Origin of the sequence: Aeromicrobium sp., assembly GCF_036676885.1 — a bacterium.
GTDB lineage: Bacteria > Actinomycetota > Actinomycetes > Propionibacteriales > Nocardioidaceae > Aeromicrobium.
This window is the reverse complement of the sequence record NZ_JAKFCB010000041.1, coordinates 1-17,171: the sequence shown is the minus strand read 5'-3', so window position 1 is coordinate 17,171 and position 17,171 is coordinate 1. Positions and strand designations below refer to the sequence as shown.

At 70.6% G+C, this 17,171-nt stretch carries 18 protein-coding genes; 5 read left to right on the top strand and 13 right to left on the bottom strand.

Annotation, left to right across the window (positions count from 1 at the left end):
* Window positions 1–32: 32 nt before the first annotated feature.
* The 8 genes from V6M46_RS02185 to glpX all read right to left on the bottom strand — a co-directional run bounded on the left by V6M46_RS02185 (window position 33) and on the right by glpX (window position 6,365).
* Window positions 33–674, bottom strand: coding sequence for a maleylpyruvate isomerase N-terminal domain-containing protein (locus V6M46_RS02185; RefSeq protein WP_332662111.1), 642 nt, complete (start codon window positions 672–674; stop codon window positions 33–35).
* A 9-nt stretch (window positions 675–683) separates the two neighbouring features.
* A complete protein-coding gene (locus V6M46_RS02180; RefSeq protein ID WP_332662109.1) occupies window positions 684–1,322 on the bottom strand; it encodes a hypothetical protein in 639 nt (212 codons plus the stop codon).
* Window positions 1,323–1,417: 95 nt separating this feature from the next.
* Complete coding sequence (locus V6M46_RS02175; RefSeq protein ID WP_332662108.1) at window positions 1,418–2,461, bottom strand: sulfate/molybdate ABC transporter ATP-binding protein; 1,044 nt, start codon at window positions 2,459–2,461, stop codon at window positions 1,418–1,420.
* Window positions 2,458–3,249: an ABC transporter permease gene (locus V6M46_RS02170; protein ID WP_332662106.1), complete on the bottom strand. Its 792-nt coding sequence runs from the start codon at window positions 3,247–3,249 to the stop codon at window positions 2,458–2,460. Before V6M46_RS02170 ends, V6M46_RS02175 begins: the two co-directional genes overlap by 4 nt.
* The gene (modA, locus tag V6M46_RS02165) at window positions 3,246–3,992 is read right to left on the bottom strand and encodes a molybdate ABC transporter substrate-binding protein (protein WP_332662104.1); all 747 of its coding nucleotides are present in this window, start codon (window positions 3,990–3,992) and stop codon (window positions 3,246–3,248) included. The genes V6M46_RS02170 and modA overlap by 4 nt, the downstream gene beginning before the upstream one ends.
* Window positions 3,989–4,390, bottom strand: coding sequence for a TOBE domain-containing protein (locus V6M46_RS02160; protein ID WP_332662103.1), 402 nt, complete (start codon window positions 4,388–4,390; stop codon window positions 3,989–3,991). The genes modA and V6M46_RS02160 overlap by 4 nt, the downstream gene beginning before the upstream one ends.
* A gap of 61 nt (window positions 4,391–4,451) precedes the next feature.
* Window positions 4,452–5,351 carry an alpha/beta fold hydrolase gene (locus tag V6M46_RS02155; RefSeq protein ID WP_332662101.1) on the bottom strand — a complete coding sequence of 300 codons (900 nt, stop codon included), beginning with the start codon at window positions 5,349–5,351 and terminating at the stop codon, window positions 4,452–4,454.
* A 6-nt stretch (window positions 5,352–5,357) separates the two neighbouring features.
* The gene (glpX, locus tag V6M46_RS02150; RefSeq protein ID WP_332662100.1) at window positions 5,358–6,365 is read right to left on the bottom strand and encodes a class II fructose-bisphosphatase; all 1,008 of its coding nucleotides are present in this window, start codon (window positions 6,363–6,365) and stop codon (window positions 5,358–5,360) included.
* Window positions 6,366–6,441: 76 nt separating this feature from the next.
* Here glpX and V6M46_RS02145 point away from each other — a divergent pair, with 76 nt between their 5' ends.
* The gene (locus V6M46_RS02145) at window positions 6,442–6,966 is read left to right on the top strand and encodes a DUF4245 domain-containing protein (protein ID WP_332662098.1); all 525 of its coding nucleotides are present in this window, start codon (window positions 6,442–6,444) and stop codon (window positions 6,964–6,966) included.
* Here V6M46_RS02145 and V6M46_RS02140 read toward each other — a convergent pair.
* From V6M46_RS02140 to xseA, 3 genes are read right to left on the bottom strand one after another with little or no spacing between them, the layout of a single operon-like run.
* Window positions 6,963–8,582, bottom strand: coding sequence for a PD-(D/E)XK nuclease family protein (locus tag V6M46_RS02140; protein WP_332662097.1), 1,620 nt, complete (start codon window positions 8,580–8,582; stop codon window positions 6,963–6,965). The genes V6M46_RS02145 and V6M46_RS02140 overlap by 4 nt on opposite strands.
* A gap of 59 nt (window positions 8,583–8,641) precedes the next feature.
* Complete coding sequence (locus tag V6M46_RS02135) at window positions 8,642–8,869, bottom strand: exodeoxyribonuclease VII small subunit (protein ID WP_332662096.1); 228 nt, start codon at window positions 8,867–8,869, stop codon at window positions 8,642–8,644.
* Window positions 8,862–10,085 (bottom strand): exodeoxyribonuclease VII large subunit, encoded by a 1,224-nt coding sequence (gene xseA / locus V6M46_RS02130; RefSeq protein ID WP_332662095.1) that lies wholly within the window; start codon window positions 10,083–10,085, stop codon window positions 8,862–8,864. The genes V6M46_RS02135 and xseA overlap by 8 nt, the downstream gene beginning before the upstream one ends.
* 45 nt (window positions 10,086–10,130) lie before the next feature.
* Here xseA and V6M46_RS02125 point away from each other — a divergent pair, with 45 nt between their 5' ends.
* Window positions 10,131–11,132, top strand: a complete 1,002-nt coding sequence (locus V6M46_RS02125; RefSeq protein ID WP_332662094.1) for a 4-hydroxy-3-methylbut-2-enyl diphosphate reductase — start codon at window positions 10,131–10,133, stop codon at window positions 11,130–11,132.
* A gap of 68 nt (window positions 11,133–11,200) precedes the next feature.
* Here V6M46_RS02125 and ggt read toward each other — a convergent pair whose 3' ends face one another.
* Complete coding sequence (gene ggt / locus V6M46_RS02120) at window positions 11,201–13,033, bottom strand: gamma-glutamyltransferase (RefSeq protein ID WP_332662093.1); 1,833 nt, start codon at window positions 13,031–13,033, stop codon at window positions 11,201–11,203.
* Between the two features lie 102 nt (window positions 13,034–13,135).
* Between ggt and V6M46_RS02115 the strand changes: the two genes are divergently transcribed.
* Window positions 13,136–15,019, top strand: a complete 1,884-nt coding sequence (locus V6M46_RS02115) for a Na+/H+ antiporter (protein WP_332662092.1) — start codon at window positions 13,136–13,138, stop codon at window positions 15,017–15,019.
* A 12-nt stretch (window positions 15,020–15,031) separates the two neighbouring features.
* On the opposite strand, the gene V6M46_RS02110 is transcribed toward V6M46_RS02115, so the two are convergent.
* The gene (locus V6M46_RS02110; protein WP_332662091.1) at window positions 15,032–15,463 is read right to left on the bottom strand and encodes a DUF6542 domain-containing protein; all 432 of its coding nucleotides are present in this window, start codon (window positions 15,461–15,463) and stop codon (window positions 15,032–15,034) included.
* 94 nt (window positions 15,464–15,557) lie between these two features.
* On the opposite strand from V6M46_RS02110, the gene V6M46_RS02105 reads away from it, so the two are divergent.
* Together V6M46_RS02105 and ychF are read left to right on the top strand one after the other, a co-directional pair.
* Window positions 15,558–16,085 carry a GNAT family N-acetyltransferase gene (locus V6M46_RS02105; protein WP_332662090.1) on the top strand — a complete coding sequence of 176 codons (528 nt, stop codon included), beginning with the start codon at window positions 15,558–15,560 and terminating at the stop codon, window positions 16,083–16,085.
* A gap of 19 nt (window positions 16,086–16,104) precedes the next feature.
* On the top strand, window positions 16,105–17,171 hold a 1,067-nt coding region (ychF, locus tag V6M46_RS02100; protein WP_332662089.1), incomplete at its 3' end, for a redox-regulated ATPase YchF.

The following is a 17,171-nucleotide window of genomic DNA, read 5'->3' as shown; positions in this document are numbered from 1 at the left end:
CGGACGTACGCCCGGCAGGACGTGGTCGTACGTCAGAAGGCCGAGATCGTCTCCGGTGCGCGCTGCGGCCGGCTCAGTGCGCGGACCACGGCCGCCTGCCCGTGGCGACGCATCGCGACCCCGCCGAGCAGGTCGACGACGTGCGCCGCGATCGTGTCGGGGAACGTCGGTGTGGCCAGGCCGACACTCGCGGCAAGGTCGTCGGAGTGCACGACGAGCTCCATCGCCCGGGTGACCAGGAAGTCGTCGGTCGTCAGGGCCCAGCCCTGCCACGGGATGAAGACGGTGTCGGGGTCGCGTGGCGCCTGCAGCACCTCGGCGAGGTCGTCCAGGAGCGGAGCGATCTCGGCGAGGACGGCCTCGTGCCCGATCGCCGCGCCCGCGTTGCCGCCGTCGCGGATCGACGCATTGGCCTCGTCGTCCGGATCGGCGGTCACCCAGGCCGCCTGCGCGTAGTGGTCGAGCAGCGGGATCGGCGCGTCCGGCCTGGGCGGCTGGCCCAGCAGGTGGGTCACGTGCCAGACCTGGCGCAGCAGGTGGTGGGTCAGCCCGCCGACCGTCATACCGGCGCAGGCGCTCTCGGCGTCCCACGCCCCGGCAACCTCCCGCGAATCCGCGAGCTCGAAGGCGGTGCGGCATGCGGTGACGAACTCGGTGCGATCCAGCGACTCCATGGCTGCACGTTAGTCGGCGGCGGAGACGTCGTCCGGCCGGGTGCCGGACACGATCCAGTAGCGCTCGTCCCGGTCCTGGAGTCGTACGGCGATGGCTTCCTCCCGAACGTCGGTCAACGCGGCGCCCAGGCTCGTGGTGAGGCTCCGCGACGGCGCCATGGACCAGACGCAGACGTGTCCTCCGGGTCGCAGCCGCGACGCGCACAGCTCGACGAAGTCGCCTTCGTAGACACCGGCATTGTCTTCGTGCACGAGGAAGTCGGGCCCGTTGTCGACGTCGAGCGCGATCGCGTCGAGCGACGCCGGCGACTGCGCAGCCACGACATCGCGTACGTCGCCGACCACGACCTGTGTGCGTTCATCGGTCAGCAGGTCGGCGCCGGGGATCGTGCCGTCGCGCATCCAGCCGACGATCTGCGGGTGCAGCTCGGCGACGATGATGCGGGTGACCTGCGGTGATGCCAGCAGCGCGCGGAGTGTGTAGCCCAGCCCGAGCCCGCCGACCAGGATCTCGCGCGCACCCAGGTCGAGGACCGTACGAGCCAGGGCCTGCTCCGACGAGGTCTCGACGTCGTCCATGACGAACACGCCGTTGACCCGCAGCTCGAGGGCACCGTCGTCTCGGCGCCGCAGGGTCGGCCCGGTCATACGTCCAGCCTAGGAGTCCCCACCCGACGCTGAGCGTGACGTTCTGCAGGCGACACGCCGACGGGAGGCTGCAGAACGTCACTCCCAGCGTGGGGTCAGGCGGGATAGATCGTGACCTCGCTGGCCTTGACCACGAGGAAGACGTCCCTGCCGGGCGCCAGGCCGAGCTCTGCGACGACCGGCAGGGTCACGTCGGCGCTCAGCTCGTCGGTGCGTACGCGCACCTGTGCGCCGTGGGGCTCCAGCTCGCGGATCGTCGCGGCGAACACGTTGCGAGGGCTTCCGGCGGGCGGCTCGACGTACACGCCGACCGCGCTGGGGCTGAACACCGCGACCGCTTCGCTGTCATCGGGCACCGGCTCCTCCGACAACCCGGCGACGGTCGACCCCGACAGCGTACGTACGGCGCCCGCGACCGAGCGTCCGCGCATCAGGTTGAGCCCGGCGATCCCCGCGCCGTACGTGCTCCGCGGCCGCTCGAGCACGTCGCGGGTCGGACCTTCCTCGACGATCCGGCCGCCCTCCATGACGAGCACGCGATCGGCGAGCAGCAGGGCGTCGAGCACGTCATGCGTCACGATGATCGCGCTGCGACCCGCGAGCACCCGCCTGAGCACCTGGCGCATCGCCGGGACGACCGTGATGTCGAGCGCGGCCATCGGCTCGTCGAGCAGCAGCAGCCGCGGCTCGGCGGCGAGCGCCCGGGCGACCGCGATGCGCTGGGCCTGGCCGCCGGACAGCTCGGCGGGGCGCCGGTGCTCCAGGTCTGCGGCGTCGACCGTCTCCAGCCAGGTCAGGGCGGCGGCGCGGGACTGCGATCGGGTACGCCCGGCGCTGCGCGGCCCGAACGCGACGTTGTCGACGACGCTGAGGTGCGGGAACAGCAGCGGGTCCTGCGCGAGCAGCGCCGTGCCGCGGGTGTGTGCCGGCTGCCAGGCCCCGGCATCGAGGTCGAACAGGACGTCGTCGTCGAGGGTTGCCCGGCCGGAGTCGGGCCGCAGCACTCCGGCGATCGCGGCGAGCACGGTCGACTTGCCGGCGCCGTTGGGCCCGAGAATCGCGACGATCTCACCGGGCGCGACCTCGAGCGAGACGTCGACGTCGCGGGCGTTGATCGTCGCGTCGATGTGGAGCGTCACAGCGCGTTGCTCCTCGACCCGCGTACGAGCCCGATGACCAGCACCGCGACGACGACCAGCACGAGTGAGAGCGCGACGGCAGCGTCCGGGTCGCTCTCGCGCTGCAGGTAGATCTCGAGCGGCAGCGTCCGCGTCACACCCTCGAGGCTGCCCGCGAACGTGATCGTGGCGCCGAACTCGCCCAGCGCGCGGGCGAACGACAGCACGGCGCCGGCCGCCAGTCCCGGCAGCACCAGGGGGAGGGTCACCCGTCGCAGGACCGTGGTGGGCCGGGCCCCGAGCGTCGCGGCGACCACCTCGTAGCGCTCCCCGGCCGTGCGGAGCGTGCCCTCCAGGCTCACCACCATGAACGGCAGCGCGACGAACGTCTGCGCGATGACGACCGCGGTCGTGGAGAACGCGATCTGCAGGCCGAGCACGTCGATCGTCTCGCCGAGCAGGCCCTGCCGGCCGAACGTGTAGAGCAGTGCGATGCCGCCGACGACAGGCGGCAGCACGAGGGGGAGCAGCACGATCGACCGCAGCACCGACTGCCCGCGGAATGACATACGGGCGAGAACCAGCGCCATTGGTACGCCGAGGACGATGCACAGGAGCGTGCTCATGGCGGACGTACGCAGGCTCAGCCACAGCGCAGCCCGCGACGACTCGGACGTGATCAGTGAGAAGAAGTCGCCCCACTCGACGCGTGACGCCAGTGCGACGAGCGGCAGCACGATGAAGGCAGCGCCCAGCGCCGCGGGCACGACCATCCAGCGGGGGACACCGGACTGCTGCGCGGCGTTCACGGCCGCTTCCCGAACCCCGCGGCGCCGAGAACGGCCTGACCCTCCGGCCCCGTGACGAAGTCGACGAACTCCTGACTGACCGGCTCATGCGTGCTTCGGGCCAGCGCTGCGAGCGGATACTTGTTGACCACCGTCGCGGCCTCGGGGAACGGCACGCCATGGACCTTGTCCCCGGCGGCCTTGACGTCGGTGGCGTAGACGAGGCCCGCGTCGGCCTCTCCCGAGATGACCTTGCCCAGGACGTCGGTCACCGACTGCTCCTCGCTGACCGGCGAGATGTCGACGCCGGCGGCCTGCTCGGCTCGAGCGGCCGCGGCGCCGCACGGCACCTCCGGCGCGCACACGACCACCTTGACGTCGGGACTGGTGAGGTCGTCGATCGAGTCGACGTTCGCGGGATTGGCAGGCGGTGTGGCGATCTCGAGCGTGTTGGTTCCCAGGTAGGCAAGAGCCTCGACCAGGCCGTCGTCGGTTGCCTTCGTCATCGTCGCTTCGTCTGCGGTGGCCAGCACGTCCGCCTGGGCGCCCTGCTGGAGCTGTGCCACGAGATCGGCCGACCCGCCGAAGTTGAACCGCACCGTCACGCCCTCGTGCTCGGCCTCGAACTTCTCGCCGATCTCGGTGAACGCGCCCTTGAGCGATGCCGCGGCGAACACGGTGATCGTCGACGTATTGGGCGTCTCGTCAGTGCCGCAGGCAGCGACGGCGGTGAGCAGCAGCGCGAGGGCGGCGAGTCGCCTCACGACGCGCCCTCCAGCGTCTCGATGATGACGTTGGTCGACTTGATGACCGCGACGGCGACGGACCCCGGCTCGAGCCCGAGCTCCTCGACCGCCTCGCTGCTCATCAGTGACACGACGCGGAACGGCCCGCACTGCATCTCGACCTGCGCCATGACGGCGTCGGCCTTGACGTCGGTCACGAGCCCGACGAACCGGTTGCGGGCCGAGCTGGCCGAGCGGGTGTGGTGCGGCGAGGCGGCGTGGGACTTCGCGAACTTCGCGAGCTCGCGTCCCTCGATCGCCATGCGCCCGGCCGCGTCGGTCACCGATGACAACGTGCCGGCGCCGACCCACCGCCGTACGGTGTCATCGCTGACGCCGAGGAAGCGGGCAGCATCGGAGATCCGTACGTGCGACATGTATCGCACTCTAGGGCATCATCTGCGGCTGCACAGCCCTCGAACAGCCCGCAGATGCGGATCAGTGAGAGACGGAGCGCTCGGCCGTACGCACGATCGCGTCGACGTACGTGTCGTAGAGCTGGACCGGCAGGTCATGTCCGAGCCCGGCGATCTCGATGTGCTCGGCGCCCGGGACGGCGTTGGCCACGGCCCTGCCGCCGGAGCGGTGCACCAGCGGATCGCTGAGGCCGTGGATGACCGTGACCGGCAGGTCGAGCTTGGCGAGGTCCTTGGTGCGGTCGGGCTGCGCCAGGACGGCAAGCATGTGCCGGGTGACCCCGCTGGCGGTCCAGCCCCGGTCGTACGTCTCGTAGGCGCGCGCCCGGGCCGTCTCCTCGTCGCCCGGGAACGCCGGGGAGGCGAGGATCGTGGAGGTGCGCAGCGACCGTGCGACGTACGAGTCGCGGGTCGAGCCGGCCGAGGACAGCAGCGCCGGGAGGATCCGGGGGTGCTGCCAGCCGACCCGGCGGTTGCCGGTCGTCGACATGATCGACGTCATCGACATCGCCCGCTCGGGCTGGGCGATCGCCATGGTCTGCACGATCATGCCCCCCATCGAGACCCCGACGAGGTGCACGCGTTGGATGCCCAGGTGGTCGAGCACGCCGAACGCATCGTCGGCCAGGTCACTGATGCCGTACGGCGGCTTGCCGAGGCCGGCGAACGCCCGCACCAGGTCGAGCTTGCCGACCCTGTGCTGCCGCAGCTTGGTGGAGCGTCCGGTGTCTCGGTTGTCGTAGCGGATGACGAAGTAGCCCCGCCCCGAGAGGCGTTCGCAGAAGTCGTCCGACCACCAGCCCATCGGCCCGCCGAGGCCCATGACCAACAGGATCGCGGGATCCTCGGGGTTGCCGAACGTCTCGTAGCAGATGTCGATGCCAGACGGCAGCGACGCGAACTGTTCCCCGGACCTCTTCATCCCGCCTCAGTGCTCGTAGTCGACCGTGGAGTAGGCCTTGAGCTTGGCGAGCTGGTGCTCACTCGTGATCTTGCGGATCGTGCCGCTGCGCGAGCGCATGACGATCGACTCGGTGTAGGCCTTGCCGGCGCCGTAACGCACGCCCGCCATCAGCTCACCGTCCGTGATGCCGGTCGCGACGAAGAAGCAGTCGTCGGCGTCGACCAGGTCGTTGGTGTAGAGCACCCGGTCGAGGTCGTGGCCCGCGTCGATCGCGCGCTGGCGCTCGTCGTCGTCGATCGGCCACAGCCTGCCCTGGATCGTCCCGCCGATCGCCTTGATGGCGCACGCCGTGATGATGCCCTCGGGGGTGCCGCCGATGCCGACCAGCAGGTCGACGCCGGTGTCGGGCCGCGCCGCGGTGATGCCGCCGGCTACGTCGCCGTCGATGATGAACTTGATGCGGGCGCCGGCGGCGCGGATCTCGTCGACCAGCGACTGGTGGCGGGGCCGGTCGAGCACGCAGACCGTGACGTCGCTGTTGCGGATGCCCTTGGCCTTGGCGACGAGCGCGATGTTCTCGGCGACGGGCAGCCGGATGTCGACGACGTCGGCGGCCTCGGGCCCGGCGATGAGCTTCTCCATGTAGAAGACGGCCGACGGGTCGTACATCGAGCCTCGCGGCGCCACGGCCATGACCGAGACGGCGTTGGGCAGGCTCTTGGCGGTCAGCGTCGTGCCGTCGATCGGGTCGACCGCGACATCGCAGTCGGGGCCGGTGCCATCGCCGACGTGCTCGCCGTTGAACAGCATCGGGGCTTCGTCCTTCTCGCCCTCGCCGATCACGACGACGCCGTTCATCTGCACCGTGTTGATGAGGGTGCGCATCGCGTTGACCGCGACGCCGTCGGCGCCGTTCTTGTCGCCGCGGCCCACCCAGCGGCCGGCGGCCATGGCTCCGGCCTCCGTCACCCGGACGAGGTCGAGGGCGAGGTTGCGGTCGGGCGCCTGTGCGGCGGGCTGAAGGCTGTCCACAGGCTCATCGTACCGGTCGGTAGCGGTGTTGTGACCGGTCGCGTTGGCGCTGATCACGCCCCGTAAAGTGACATCGATGAGCGAGCCACGATCGACCCGCGGCAATCCGGCGATGGGTGACGTCGTCCGATCCGTCGTCGTGCTCGGCCTGATCGTCCTCACGCTGTACGGCGTCGGCCAGTTCTTCACGCGTGAGCCGGAGACCCCCGCGCCCGCAGTCGACTACGCCACGATCGTCGATCAGGTCAGGCCGGTCGCGGACTTCGCGGTGCTCGCGCCGCCGAGCCTGCCGAAGGGCTGGCAGGCGAATCGGGCGACCTTCGACATCGACGGGTGGCACCTCGGCGTCCTGACGGACGACGAGGAGTACATCGGCCTCGACCAGGCCAGCGTGAGCGTCGACCGGGCGGTCGAACGGTTCGCGGACGGCAGCAGGGCCGACGGTACGGCCGACATCGAGGGTGAGACGTGGAGCGTGCGCAAGGGCCCGCAGGACCGCACGACGTACGTGCGCCGAGATGGTGACGCCACGACGGTGGTGGTCGGGACGCCCTCCCGCCGAGTGATCGAGGACTACATCTCCTCGCTCTCCACGTCCTAGAACGGCGCCGGCTCGTCGGCCGGGTCCGCCGCAGGCGCGCCCGCGACATCGGCGTTCTCGTAGACCTGGCGGTCGGGACACCACTGGCGTACGGGACACCACGCGCAGTGGGCCCCGGGGCGGGTGTTCCACTCCGCGTCGACGTGCCAGTCGCGCGCTGCCGCAGCGACGTCGGCCCTGACCGCCTCGGCCAGTCCCGGCTCCTCGAGGTCCCAGGCGTAGACCTCGCCGGTGTCCGGGGTCAGCATCTCGACCTCGACCGTCGCGGTCGTGCAGCCGTGAGCCTCCGCGACGCCCGCCGCCAGCATCGACAGCAGGAACGGCACCTGCAGGTTGTCGGCGTAGACGTCGTCGGCCCCTCCGGCGGGAAGCGTGGCGGTGGTCTTGACCTCGCGGGCCACGAGCCGGTCGCCGACGCGGAACACCAGGTCGGGCTTCGTCACGGCGATGACCTCCGCGTCGTGGTCGAAGCCGTGGATCGCCGTCTCGCTCGCGACGTACGCGACGCCGTCGGTGGCGAGCGGGCAGCTCGCGACGTGGTGCCGCAGGTAGGGATGGGCGATCGCGTAGTCCGCGGCGTCCATGACCGTCGCGGCGAGTCCGAGGTCACCGCCGGGCGCCGGCAGGTCCTCGTCGCTGCACCCGACCCCGCGCGCGTGGGCGGCCTCGAGCCAGGTGTGGACCAGCAGGCCACGGGTCTGGGCACCCGAGTAGTCCTGGTCCTTGGGCAGGTTGAGATCTGACGACAGGAGCCACTGGGCGGGGCAACGCTGATAGCGGTCGAGCTCGGACGGCGAGATGGACCGCGAGGCGTACCCCTTGATCGGCTGGCCGAGGACCTCCGGCAGCGGGATCAACGCGTCGCACGCACCGGCGACCTTGCAGTTGGCGCACTCGCGGCCCGGAGTCGCGTGGCCGAGGTCGCCGAGGTTGCCGGCGACATGCTTGGCCTCGGCCGAGAACCGCTCATCGGCGTCGGCGGGCGACCCGTCGAACAGCACCGCGATGCTGCCGTCGGCGGCTCCGATCTCGACGACCCGGATGCGTACGGGGGTGTCCCGCGACGGGAAACCGGCACCGACCTGGGCGGCGGTGCTGACCCACAGCAGGTCGTCGGCGGTCGGCTCGACGTGTGCCGGGCCGAGCCGGTAGCGCCGCACCTCGCGTACGCCGTCGTCCGTGCGGTAGAGCGGCCCCCACACCGTCAGCGTGCGTTCGACCGTGCCGATCGACGGGTCGGACTGGAACAGCTGAAGAGGCCCGATCTCGTCCTCGATGTCCCAGTGCGCCTCGAGGATGTTGGTCACGGCGACGGTGGCGTACGGCCGCAGCAGCCGGTGGACGCGTCGCCGCTCGAGCTCCTGCGCGATCCAGCCGGCGAGGTGCTGCGGGTCATGCGCCCATTCGGACGAGTGCGCCGCGCGTACGAGATCGGTCACGATGCCGAGGACGAACGTCTTCTCGGAGCCGAACGAGCGGCGCCACCGGCGGGACTTGACGTCCGGACGGATCTTGAGCGCGAGATGCCGGGGACACTGGTCGGCCGACGCGACGTCCGTCGCGGAGACCTTGAGGATCGACGGGTCTCCGAACAGGTCGAGGGCGTCGATCGACATACCTGACCCCCAATCCGCGTGGAGTCACGATGATAGGCCGCGTGACGCCGGTCCGGAGGTCACTCGGCGGCGTCGTCCTCGGCGTCGAGTCCGGCTGCTGCAGCGAGCCGGCTGCGGGCCCCGTCGAGCCACTGCTGGCAGATGCCGGCGAGCACCTCGCCGCGCTCCCACAGCGCGATCGACTCCTCGAGGCTCGTGCCCCCGACCTCGAGCTTCTGCACGACCGAGATGAGCTCGTCGCGGGCCTGCTCGTAGGGGATCTCGGGAGTCGTCGGTGTCTCAGCCATGGGGCATCTCTTCCTTGCTTAGGGTGCGGGTGCCCACGACGCCGTCGGACACGCGGACGGTGAGCTCGTCGTCGACCGTGACCTGGTCGATCGAGGTGACGACGGTGCCGTCGGGCAGCTGGGCGACGGCGTAGCCACGCTCGAGCGTCGCGAGCGGTGACAGCGCGCGTACGCGGGCCAGGTGGTGGCCGACCTCGTCATGCGCCCGGTCGAGCCGGTGGCCGAGCGAGCGCCGGGCCCGGTCGCGGGACTCGTGGATCAGGCGCTGCTGGGCGTCGACGAGGGTCGTGGGGTTGGCCAGGACCGGGCGGGAGCGGATCGCGGCGAGGCCCTGGATCTCGCGGCCCAGGATCGCCCGGATCGCGTATGTCGAGCGCTCGCGCATCGCGGCAAGGCCGGCGAGCTCCTCGCGTACGTCGGGCACGATGCGCTTGGCGGCGTCGGTGGGTGTCGAGACGCGGAGGTCGGCGACGAGGTCGAGGATCGGGCTGTCGGGCTCGTGGCCGATCGCGCTGACGACCGGCGTGGGGCAGGCGTGGACCGCGCGGATGAGCGCCTCGTCGGAGAACGGCAGCAGGTCCTCGACCGAGCCGCCGCCCCGCGCGATCACGATGACGTCGACCGAGGCGTCGGACGACAGCTCCTTGAGGCAGCGCATGACGTCGAGCGCCGACCCGTTGCCCTGCATCAGCGCGTGGCGGACCACGAAGCGTACGTCGGGCCACCGCAGGCGGGCGTTCTGGAGGACGTCGCGCTCGGCGGCGGAGTTCTTGCCGGTGATCAGGCCGATGCCGCGGGGGAGGAGCGGCAAGGTCTTCTTGAACCGGGGATCGAACAGGCCCTCGGCGGCCAACAGCTGCTTGCGGCGCTCGAGCTGGGCGAGCAGCTGGCCCTCGCCCTGCGGGCGGATCTCACGCAGCTCGAGCGCGAGCTGGCCGCGCGGCAGGTAGAACGACGGCTTGGCGTGGACGATGACGCGCGAGCCCTCGGTGATCGGCGTGGGGGAGGCGTCGAGGATGCTGGCGTGGCACGTCGCGTCGATCGAGATCTTGGCGACGAGGTCGCGCAGCGTGAGGAAGCAGACGCCCTGACGACGGGTCAGCTGGGCGATCTCGGCCTCGACCCAGACCGCGCCGAGCCGGCCGATGTAGCCGTCGATCAACTGGGAGATCTGCCGCAGCGGCGCGGGTGAGTCCGCGGTCGTCTCCAGGGCCATACCGACACCCTAGGGTCTTCGGACGACACCGTTAGACTCGTCCACATGTCTTCCACGATCGAGCTCGGCATGCCCCCCGTCGGAGGCAGCGTGTTGCTGGCCGACCCGCGCGGCTACTGCGCCGGCGTCGACCGCGCCGTGATCACGGTGGAGAAGGCGCTCGACCTCTACGGCGCCCCGGTCTACGTACGCAAGGAGATCGTGCACAACAAGCACGTCGTCAACAACCTGCGGGACCGCGGCGCGATCTTCGTCGAGGAGCTCGACGAGGTCCCCGAGGGCGCGACCGTGGTGTTCTCCGCACACGGCGTCTCGCCGATGGTGCACGCCGAGGCGGCCGAGCGCAGTCTCAAGACGATCGACGCGACCTGCCCGCTGGTGACCAAGGTGCACCACGAGGCCCGCCGCTTCGCCAACGAGGGCTACCGCATCCTGCTGATCGGGCACGAGGGGCACGAAGAGGTCGAGGGCACCGCCGGTGAGGCGCCCGACCACATCACGCTCGTGCAGACCCCGGACGACGTCGACGGCCTCGAGTTCCCCGAGGGCACCCGGCTGTCGTGGCTGTCGCAGACCACGCTCAGCGTCGACGAGACGATGGAGACCGTACGCCGGCTGCGCGAGAAGTTCCCGCAGCTGGAGGACCCGCCCAGCGACGACATCTGCTACGCCACCCAGAACCGCCAGGTCGCGGTCAAGGAGATCGCCAAGAACGCCGATCTGGTCATCGTCGTGGGCTCGGCCAACTCCTCCAACTCCGTACGCCTCGTCGAGGTCGCGCTGGAGGCCGGCGCCAAGGCGTCCTACCGCATCGACGACATCTCGGAGATCGACGAGTCGTGGCTCGATGGTGTCCAGAACGTCGGCGTCACGTCAGGCGCCTCGGTGCCGGACGACCTGGTGCAGGAGGTGTTGGGCTACCTCGCCGAGCGCGGCCACCCGGGCGCCCAGGCCGTACGCACGGCCGACGAGAGCCTGATCTTCGCGCTGCCCCCGGAGCTCCGCCGCGACATGAAGGTCGCCGCGGCCGAAGCCGCCCACGGCTGAGCGCGCGGCGTCACCTGGTCTCGGTACGCCTCCTCGCAGAGCTCGTCGGCTGCTCGACCGGCGAGTCCTCAACCACCGGTGGGGCGCACCACCAAAGCCGTGCCGCCGCCTCGGCGACGTGGCTCCGCCGCTGCCGTCAGCTGACCGCCCGGGCCGACCTCGATCGTCGCCGCGGCGCCGATCTCCGCCGCCGAGGTGAACTGGTCACCCGACGGCGTGAGCACCTGACCGTACGGCGCCAACAGTCCCTCGTACGCCTGGATGAACTCCGGCTCCGCCGGCGTCGCCGCGGCATTGCGCTGCGACGCGCGAGGTGCCGCGACCGCCTCGGGCAGCGTCATGCCGAGGTCGACCCGGTTGAGCAGGATCTGCAGCACCGTCGTGATGATCGTCGCGCCGCCCGGCGACCCGAGGACGAGCTTGACCTTGCCGTCCTCGAGCACGATCGTCGGCGACATCGACGAGCGCGGGCGCTTGCCGGGCTCGATGCGGTTGGGGTCCTTGGGGTCGTACACCGTGCTGAAGTCGGTCAGCTCGTTGTTGAGCAGGAAGCCGCGCCCCGGCACCGTCATCGCCGAGCCGCCGGTCTGCTCGATCGTCAGCGTGTACGCCGCGGCGTTGCCCCACTTGTCGACGACCGAGAGGTGCGTCGTCGAGACGTTCTCGGTGTCACCAGGGTCAGTCTGTGGTGACGTCTGGCAACCGGTCGCGTCCAACGCACCCGGGCTCACAGGCTTGGGTGACGCATGATCGGCGTCGATCGTGCACGCCCGTGAGTCGGCGAACGACTGGCTCAGCAGCGTCTCGGTCGGCACGTCGACGTAGGCCGGATCGCCGACGTACGCGCCGCGATCCGCGAACGCCCGCGCCGACGCCTCGAGGTAGAGGTGCAGGCTCTGGGCCGTCTGCGAGCCGCCGCCGAGGTCGTAGTTCTCGAGGATGTTGAGCGCCTCACCGACCGAGGTGCCACCGGACGACGACGGCGCCATGCCGTAGACGTCGAGGCCGCGATAGGACACCTTCGTCGGGTCCTGCCGCTTGACCCGGTACGCCGCGAGGTCGTCCGTCGTCATCGACCCGGCCGGTGCCGGGAGCGCCGAGGCGGGGTCCTTGACCGGGTCCTGCACGACATCGGCGATCTCGGCGGCCAGCGGTCCGCGGTAGAACGCGTCGGTGCCCTTCGCCGCGATCCGGCTCAGTGTGTCGGCGAGGTCGGGGTTGCGGAACGTCGTGCCCACCTGAGGGGCGTCGCCGCCGGGGAGGAACAGCTCGGCGGTGTCGGGGAACGCCGCGAAGCGCGCCTTGTTGTCGAGGGTCTGGCTCCGGAACGTGTTGTCGACGACGAATCCCTTGCGGGCCAGCTCGATCGACGGTGCGAGCGTACGGGCGAGGGAGCGGGTGCCGAACCGCTTGAGCGCCGCGTCCCACGTCGCCAGCGTTCCGGGCACGCCGACCGCGACACCGGACGACACGAGGTCGGGCGTGAACTTGTACGGCTTGCCGGTCGCCGGGTCGATGAACGCGTCGTGCGTCATGCCCGCCGGGGCCGTCTCGCGGCCGTCGATCGTGCTGACCCGTCGCGTGCTCGCGTCGTAGTAGACGAAGTAGCCGCCACCGCCGATCCCGGCGCTGTAGGGCTCCGACACCCCGAGCGCCGAGGCCGTCGCGACCGCGGCATCGGCAGCGTTGCCGCCCTTGCGGAGCACCTCGAGCCCGATCTTGCTGGCGTTCGCGTCGACGGACGACACCGCGCCGCCGTAGCCGTACGACGTCGACTGCGTCGCGCTCGCGGTGCTGGGCGGACCAGACGACACCGCCAGCAGCGTGCCGGCGGTGAGCGCGGCGGCGAGGCCGGCAGCGATGCGGCGTTGTGGACGGACACGTGCGACAAGCTCGGTCATGGCTTCCCCCCGGAAGTCGTTGGCGTTCCCTCACGGTATGCCCGGGCCGTGGGAGCGGCAACGTGCGGACCGCCCGCTGGACCGCGCTGAGAGAATGGGCGCGTGCACACCGCCCTGACGCTTGTGATCCTGTTGACCATCGTCGTCGCGGTCAGCGCGGCCGCCGGTCGGATGAGGTTGTCGGCGCCGCTGGTGCTGATGGTCGTGGGAATCGCCGGTTCGTACTTCGACTTCGTGCCCGAGTTCGAGCTGACGCCGGAGATCGTCCTGCTGGGACTGCTCCCGCCCCTGCTGTACGCCGCCGCGATCCGCACCTCGCTGATCGACTTCCAGACGTACCGGCGACCGATCGCGCTGCTGAGCGTGGGGCTCGTGCTGTTCACGACGGTCGGCGTCGGCCTCGTGGTGTGGAGGCTGCTCGATGTCCCGCTGGCGGTGGGCTTCGCGCTCGGCGCGGTCGTGGCGCCGCCGGATGCCGTGGCAGCCACGGCGATCGCCCGGCGGGTCGGCCTGCCGCGGCGGGTCATCACGATCCTCGAGGGCGAGAGCCTGGTCAACGACGCGACCGCGATCGTGACGCTGCGGACCTCGATCGCGGCGATCTCCGGCACGGTCAGCGTCTGGCAGGCCAGCGGCGCGTTCGTGGTCTCGGCCGTCGGCGGCGTGCTGATCGGCCTCGTCGTCGCGTTCGTCGTCGGCCACATCCGCAGGCTCATCCAGGACGACGTCACCGATGTGGCGGTGTCGCTGCTGACGCCGTGGATCGCCTACCTTCCTGCCGAGGAGATCTTCATCCCCGGCATCGACGCGCATCCCTCGGGCGTGCTGGCGGTCGTGGTCGCAGGCGTCGTGCTCGGGCACAAGTCGCCGCTGATCCAGTCGGCGTCCTCGCGGCTGTTCGAGCGCACCAACTGGACCACGATCTCGTACGTCCTGGAGAACTCGGTCTTCCTGCTGATCGGCCTGCAGATCCAGTCGATCGTCGATGACCTCAGTCGCAGCGACCTGTCGACCTCGCGCATCACCTGGTCGTGCATCGCCGTGCTGGTGACGGTCATCCTGCTGCGCATCATCTGGGTGTTCCCGGCGACGTACATCCCCCGGATGATCCCCAGCATCGCCGCGGCCGAGGCGAGGCCCACGCCGCAGGCGGCGTTCCTCGTCGCGTGGACCGGCATGCGCGGGGTCGTCACGCTCGCCGCGGTGTTCCTGTTGCCGGAGGACACCCCCGAGCGGGAGGTGCTGGTGCTGATGGCGTTCGTCGTGACGGTCGGCACGCTGCTGATCCAGGGGCTGACGATCCCGACGTTCGTGCGCTGGCTCAAGGTCCGCGGCCCCGACATCCAGGAGGACCACCTCCAGGAGGCCACGGTGCTGCAGTCCGTCACCGATGCCGGGATGGCCTACCTCGACGAGGAGGTGCACGAATCGGTGTCCGACGCCGTCATGCACCGCCTGCGCGAGCGCGCCATCGACCGTACGAACGCGGTGTGGGAACGCCTCGGAGGTGCAGAGACGCCGAGCGCGCTCTACTCCCGCATCCGCGGCGAGATGATCAAGCGCGAGCGCGAGGAGCTCCTGCGCATACGAAAGCTCGGCACGGTCGACCAGACCGTGCTGGCGCAGGTCATGAACGCCCTGGACATCGAGGAGTCGATCCTCGACGTCGCGTACGAGGACGAGACGACGGCGAACCGCGAGCAGGACCTGCGCCCCACGGACACCGGCGCGGCGTGCGAGCACCTCGCCAACGCCACCGTGGTGCCCAACCCGCGCACGCCGACGGGCTGCGAGGAGTGCCTGGCCGAGGGCCACGACTGGGTCCACCTGCGCTTGTGCATGGCGTGCGGCCACGTGGGTTGCTGCAACTCGTCGGCGGGCAAGCACGCGACGAAGCACTACCACGAGTCGCGGCACCCGGTCATCCGGAGCTTCGAGCCCGGCGAGGCCTGGCGCTGGTGCTTCATCGACCAGGCCAACGGCTGACGTCGACCGGCGTCAGAGGGTCCAGTGGGCGCGGTCGGACAGGATGCGGAGCGCGATGACGCCGAGCGCGAGGCCGTGGCCGATCACGAGGGTCAGGCCCCGATCGATGACAGCGGCGATGAACCGGGCCACCACTCCGGCGTCCTTGGCCAGCCCGTCGACCTGGATCGCCGACGAGGCGAACACGCACACGAGCAACAGGCTGCCGAGCAGCAGCGCCGGAGGCAGGACGCCCGCGGGGAACAGCGAGCGTACGTCGACCGCCATCGGCACCGTCACGGCGATCAGCACGAAGCCCACCGAGAACTCCAGACCGAGGCGGCCGTCCGTGAGGTCGAGGCCGGTCACCACGGCCATCGCCAGGCAGGCGGCGACGATCGCCTGGCGGGCGCTGGGATCGCGTCGAGCCATGGCTGCGGGTGTGCGGGACACCGCCTGCGACATGCCAACGACGTTAGTTCATCGACCGGTCCGTGAGCCGTCATTCACGCTGGTGTCGCTGCGCCGAGGTGCCGAGCCCGCCTGATACAACCGAGTGGTGGACGAGACGATCGAGACCCCGCGGCTCGTCCTGCGCGCGCACGCCGACAGCGACGCCGACTTCCTGTTCGACCTGTTCCGGCGGCCGGAGGTCGCGCGGTGGAGCGGCCAGGGCATACCGATGCAGCACCGCGACGAGGCCGTCGCGCGTATCGCCCGATCCCCGGAGCGCGCTGGCGATCACCCGGCGACGGGCATCTTCCTGGTCTCCGTGCGCGCGACCGGATCGCCGGCCGGAATCGTCATGCTCGTGCCGATCCCGAGCAGTGCGGGCTTCGAGCGCGACGACACGGAGATCGGCTGGCACTTCCACCCGGACGTGTGGGGCAACGGCTATGCGACCGAGGCCGCGCAGGCACTCGTCGACCGGGCGTTCGCCGCAGGCATACCCGAGCTCCACGCCGTGACGAACCCCGACAACGCGGCGTCGCAGGCGGTCTGCCGTCGTCTCGGCATGACGGATCTGGGGCTCAGGACCGATTGGTACGACCAGGAGCTCCGGGCGTTTCGCCTCGACCACCCCTGAACCCGTAGGCTTGTCGATCGTGGCTCTCAGCATCGGCATCGTCGGACTCCCCAACGCGGGCAAGTCGACCCTCTTCAACGCACTGACCAAGAACGACGTCCTCGCGGCGAACTACCCGTTCGCGACGATCGAGCCCAACGTCGGAGTGGTCGGCGTGCCCGACCACCGGCTCGGCAAGCTCGCCGAGATCTTCGGCTCGGAGCGTCAGCTCCCGGCGACGGTCCAGTTCGTCGACATCGCGGGCATCGTCCGCGGCGCCTCGGAGGGGGAGGGGCTCGGCAACAAGTTCCTCTCGCACATCCGCGAGTCCGACGCGATCTGCCAGGTCACCCGCGTGTTCCGCGACGAGGACGTGACGCACGTGGACGGCAAGGTCTCGCCCGCGGACGACATCGAGACGATCTCGACCGAGCTGATCCTGGCCGACCTGCAGACCCTCGAGAACGCGCTGCCGCGGCTCGACAAGGAGTCCCGCAAGGACAAGTCGCTCGTCCCCGCGTACGAGGCCGCCAAGGAGGCCCAGTCCGTGCTCGAGAGCGGCAAGGGCGCGTTCCAGGCCGGGCTCGACCTCGAGGCGATCCGCGACCTGCACCTGCTGAGCGCCAAGCGCCAGCTGTTCGTCTTCAACTGCGACACCGACGAGCTCAACGACGAGGACCTCAAGGCCCGTATGCGCGAGATCGTCGCGCCGGCCGAGGCGATCTTCCTCGACGCCAAGTCCGAGGCCGAGCTCGTCGAGCTCGGCGACGACGAGGAGGCCGAGGCGATGCGCGCCGAGATGCTGGCCGACATGGGCGTCGACGAGCCCGGCCTCGATGCGCTGGCCCGCGTCGGCTTCGACACGCTCGGCCTGCAGACGTACCTCACCGCCGGCCCCAAGGAGTCGCGCGCGTGGACGATCCCCAAGGGTGCGACCGCCCCGCAGGCCGCCGGCGTGATCCACACGGACTTCGAGCGCGGCTTCATCAAGGCCGAGATCGTGTCGTTCGACGACCTCGTCGAGGCCGGCTCGATGGCCGCGGCCAAGTCGGCCGGCAAGGTCCGCATGGAGGGCAAGGACTACGTCATGCACGACGGCGACGTCGT

What these genes read in the sequence shown, in the direction of transcription:
- V6M46_RS02185 (WP_332662111.1), bottom strand. Translation starts at nt 674, where the DNA reads ATGGAGTCGCTGGATCGCACCGAGTTCGTCACCGCATGCCGCACCGCC.
- V6M46_RS02180 (WP_332662109.1), bottom strand. Translation starts at nt 1,322, where the DNA reads ATGACCGGGCCGACCCTGCGGCGCCGAGACGACGGTGCCCTCGAGCTG.
- V6M46_RS02160 (WP_332662103.1), bottom strand. Translation starts at nt 4,390, where the DNA reads ATGTCGCACGTACGGATCTCCGATGCTGCCCGCTTCCTCGGCGTCAGC.
- V6M46_RS02155 (WP_332662101.1), bottom strand. Translation starts at nt 5,351, where the DNA reads ATGAAGAGGTCCGGGGAACAGTTCGCGTCGCTGCCGTCTGGCATCGAC.
- V6M46_RS02145 (WP_332662098.1), top strand. Translation starts at nt 6,442, where the DNA reads ATGAGCGAGCCACGATCGACCCGCGGCAATCCGGCGATGGGTGACGTC.
- V6M46_RS02140 (WP_332662097.1), bottom strand. Translation starts at nt 8,582, where the DNA reads ATGTCGATCGACGCCCTCGACCTGTTCGGAGACCCGTCGATCCTCAAG.
- V6M46_RS02135 (WP_332662096.1), bottom strand. Translation starts at nt 8,869, where the DNA reads ATGGCTGAGACACCGACGACTCCCGAGATCCCCTACGAGCAGGCCCGC.
- xseA (WP_332662095.1), bottom strand. Translation starts at nt 10,085, where the DNA reads ATGGCCCTGGAGACGACCGCGGACTCACCCGCGCCGCTGCGGCAGATC.
- V6M46_RS02125 (WP_332662094.1), top strand. Translation starts at nt 10,131, where the DNA reads ATGTCTTCCACGATCGAGCTCGGCATGCCCCCCGTCGGAGGCAGCGTG.
- ggt (WP_332662093.1), bottom strand. Translation starts at nt 13,033, where the DNA reads ATGACCGAGCTTGTCGCACGTGTCCGTCCACAACGCCGCATCGCTGCC.
- V6M46_RS02110 (WP_332662091.1), bottom strand. Translation starts at nt 15,463, where the DNA reads ATGTCGCAGGCGGTGTCCCGCACACCCGCAGCCATGGCTCGACGCGAT.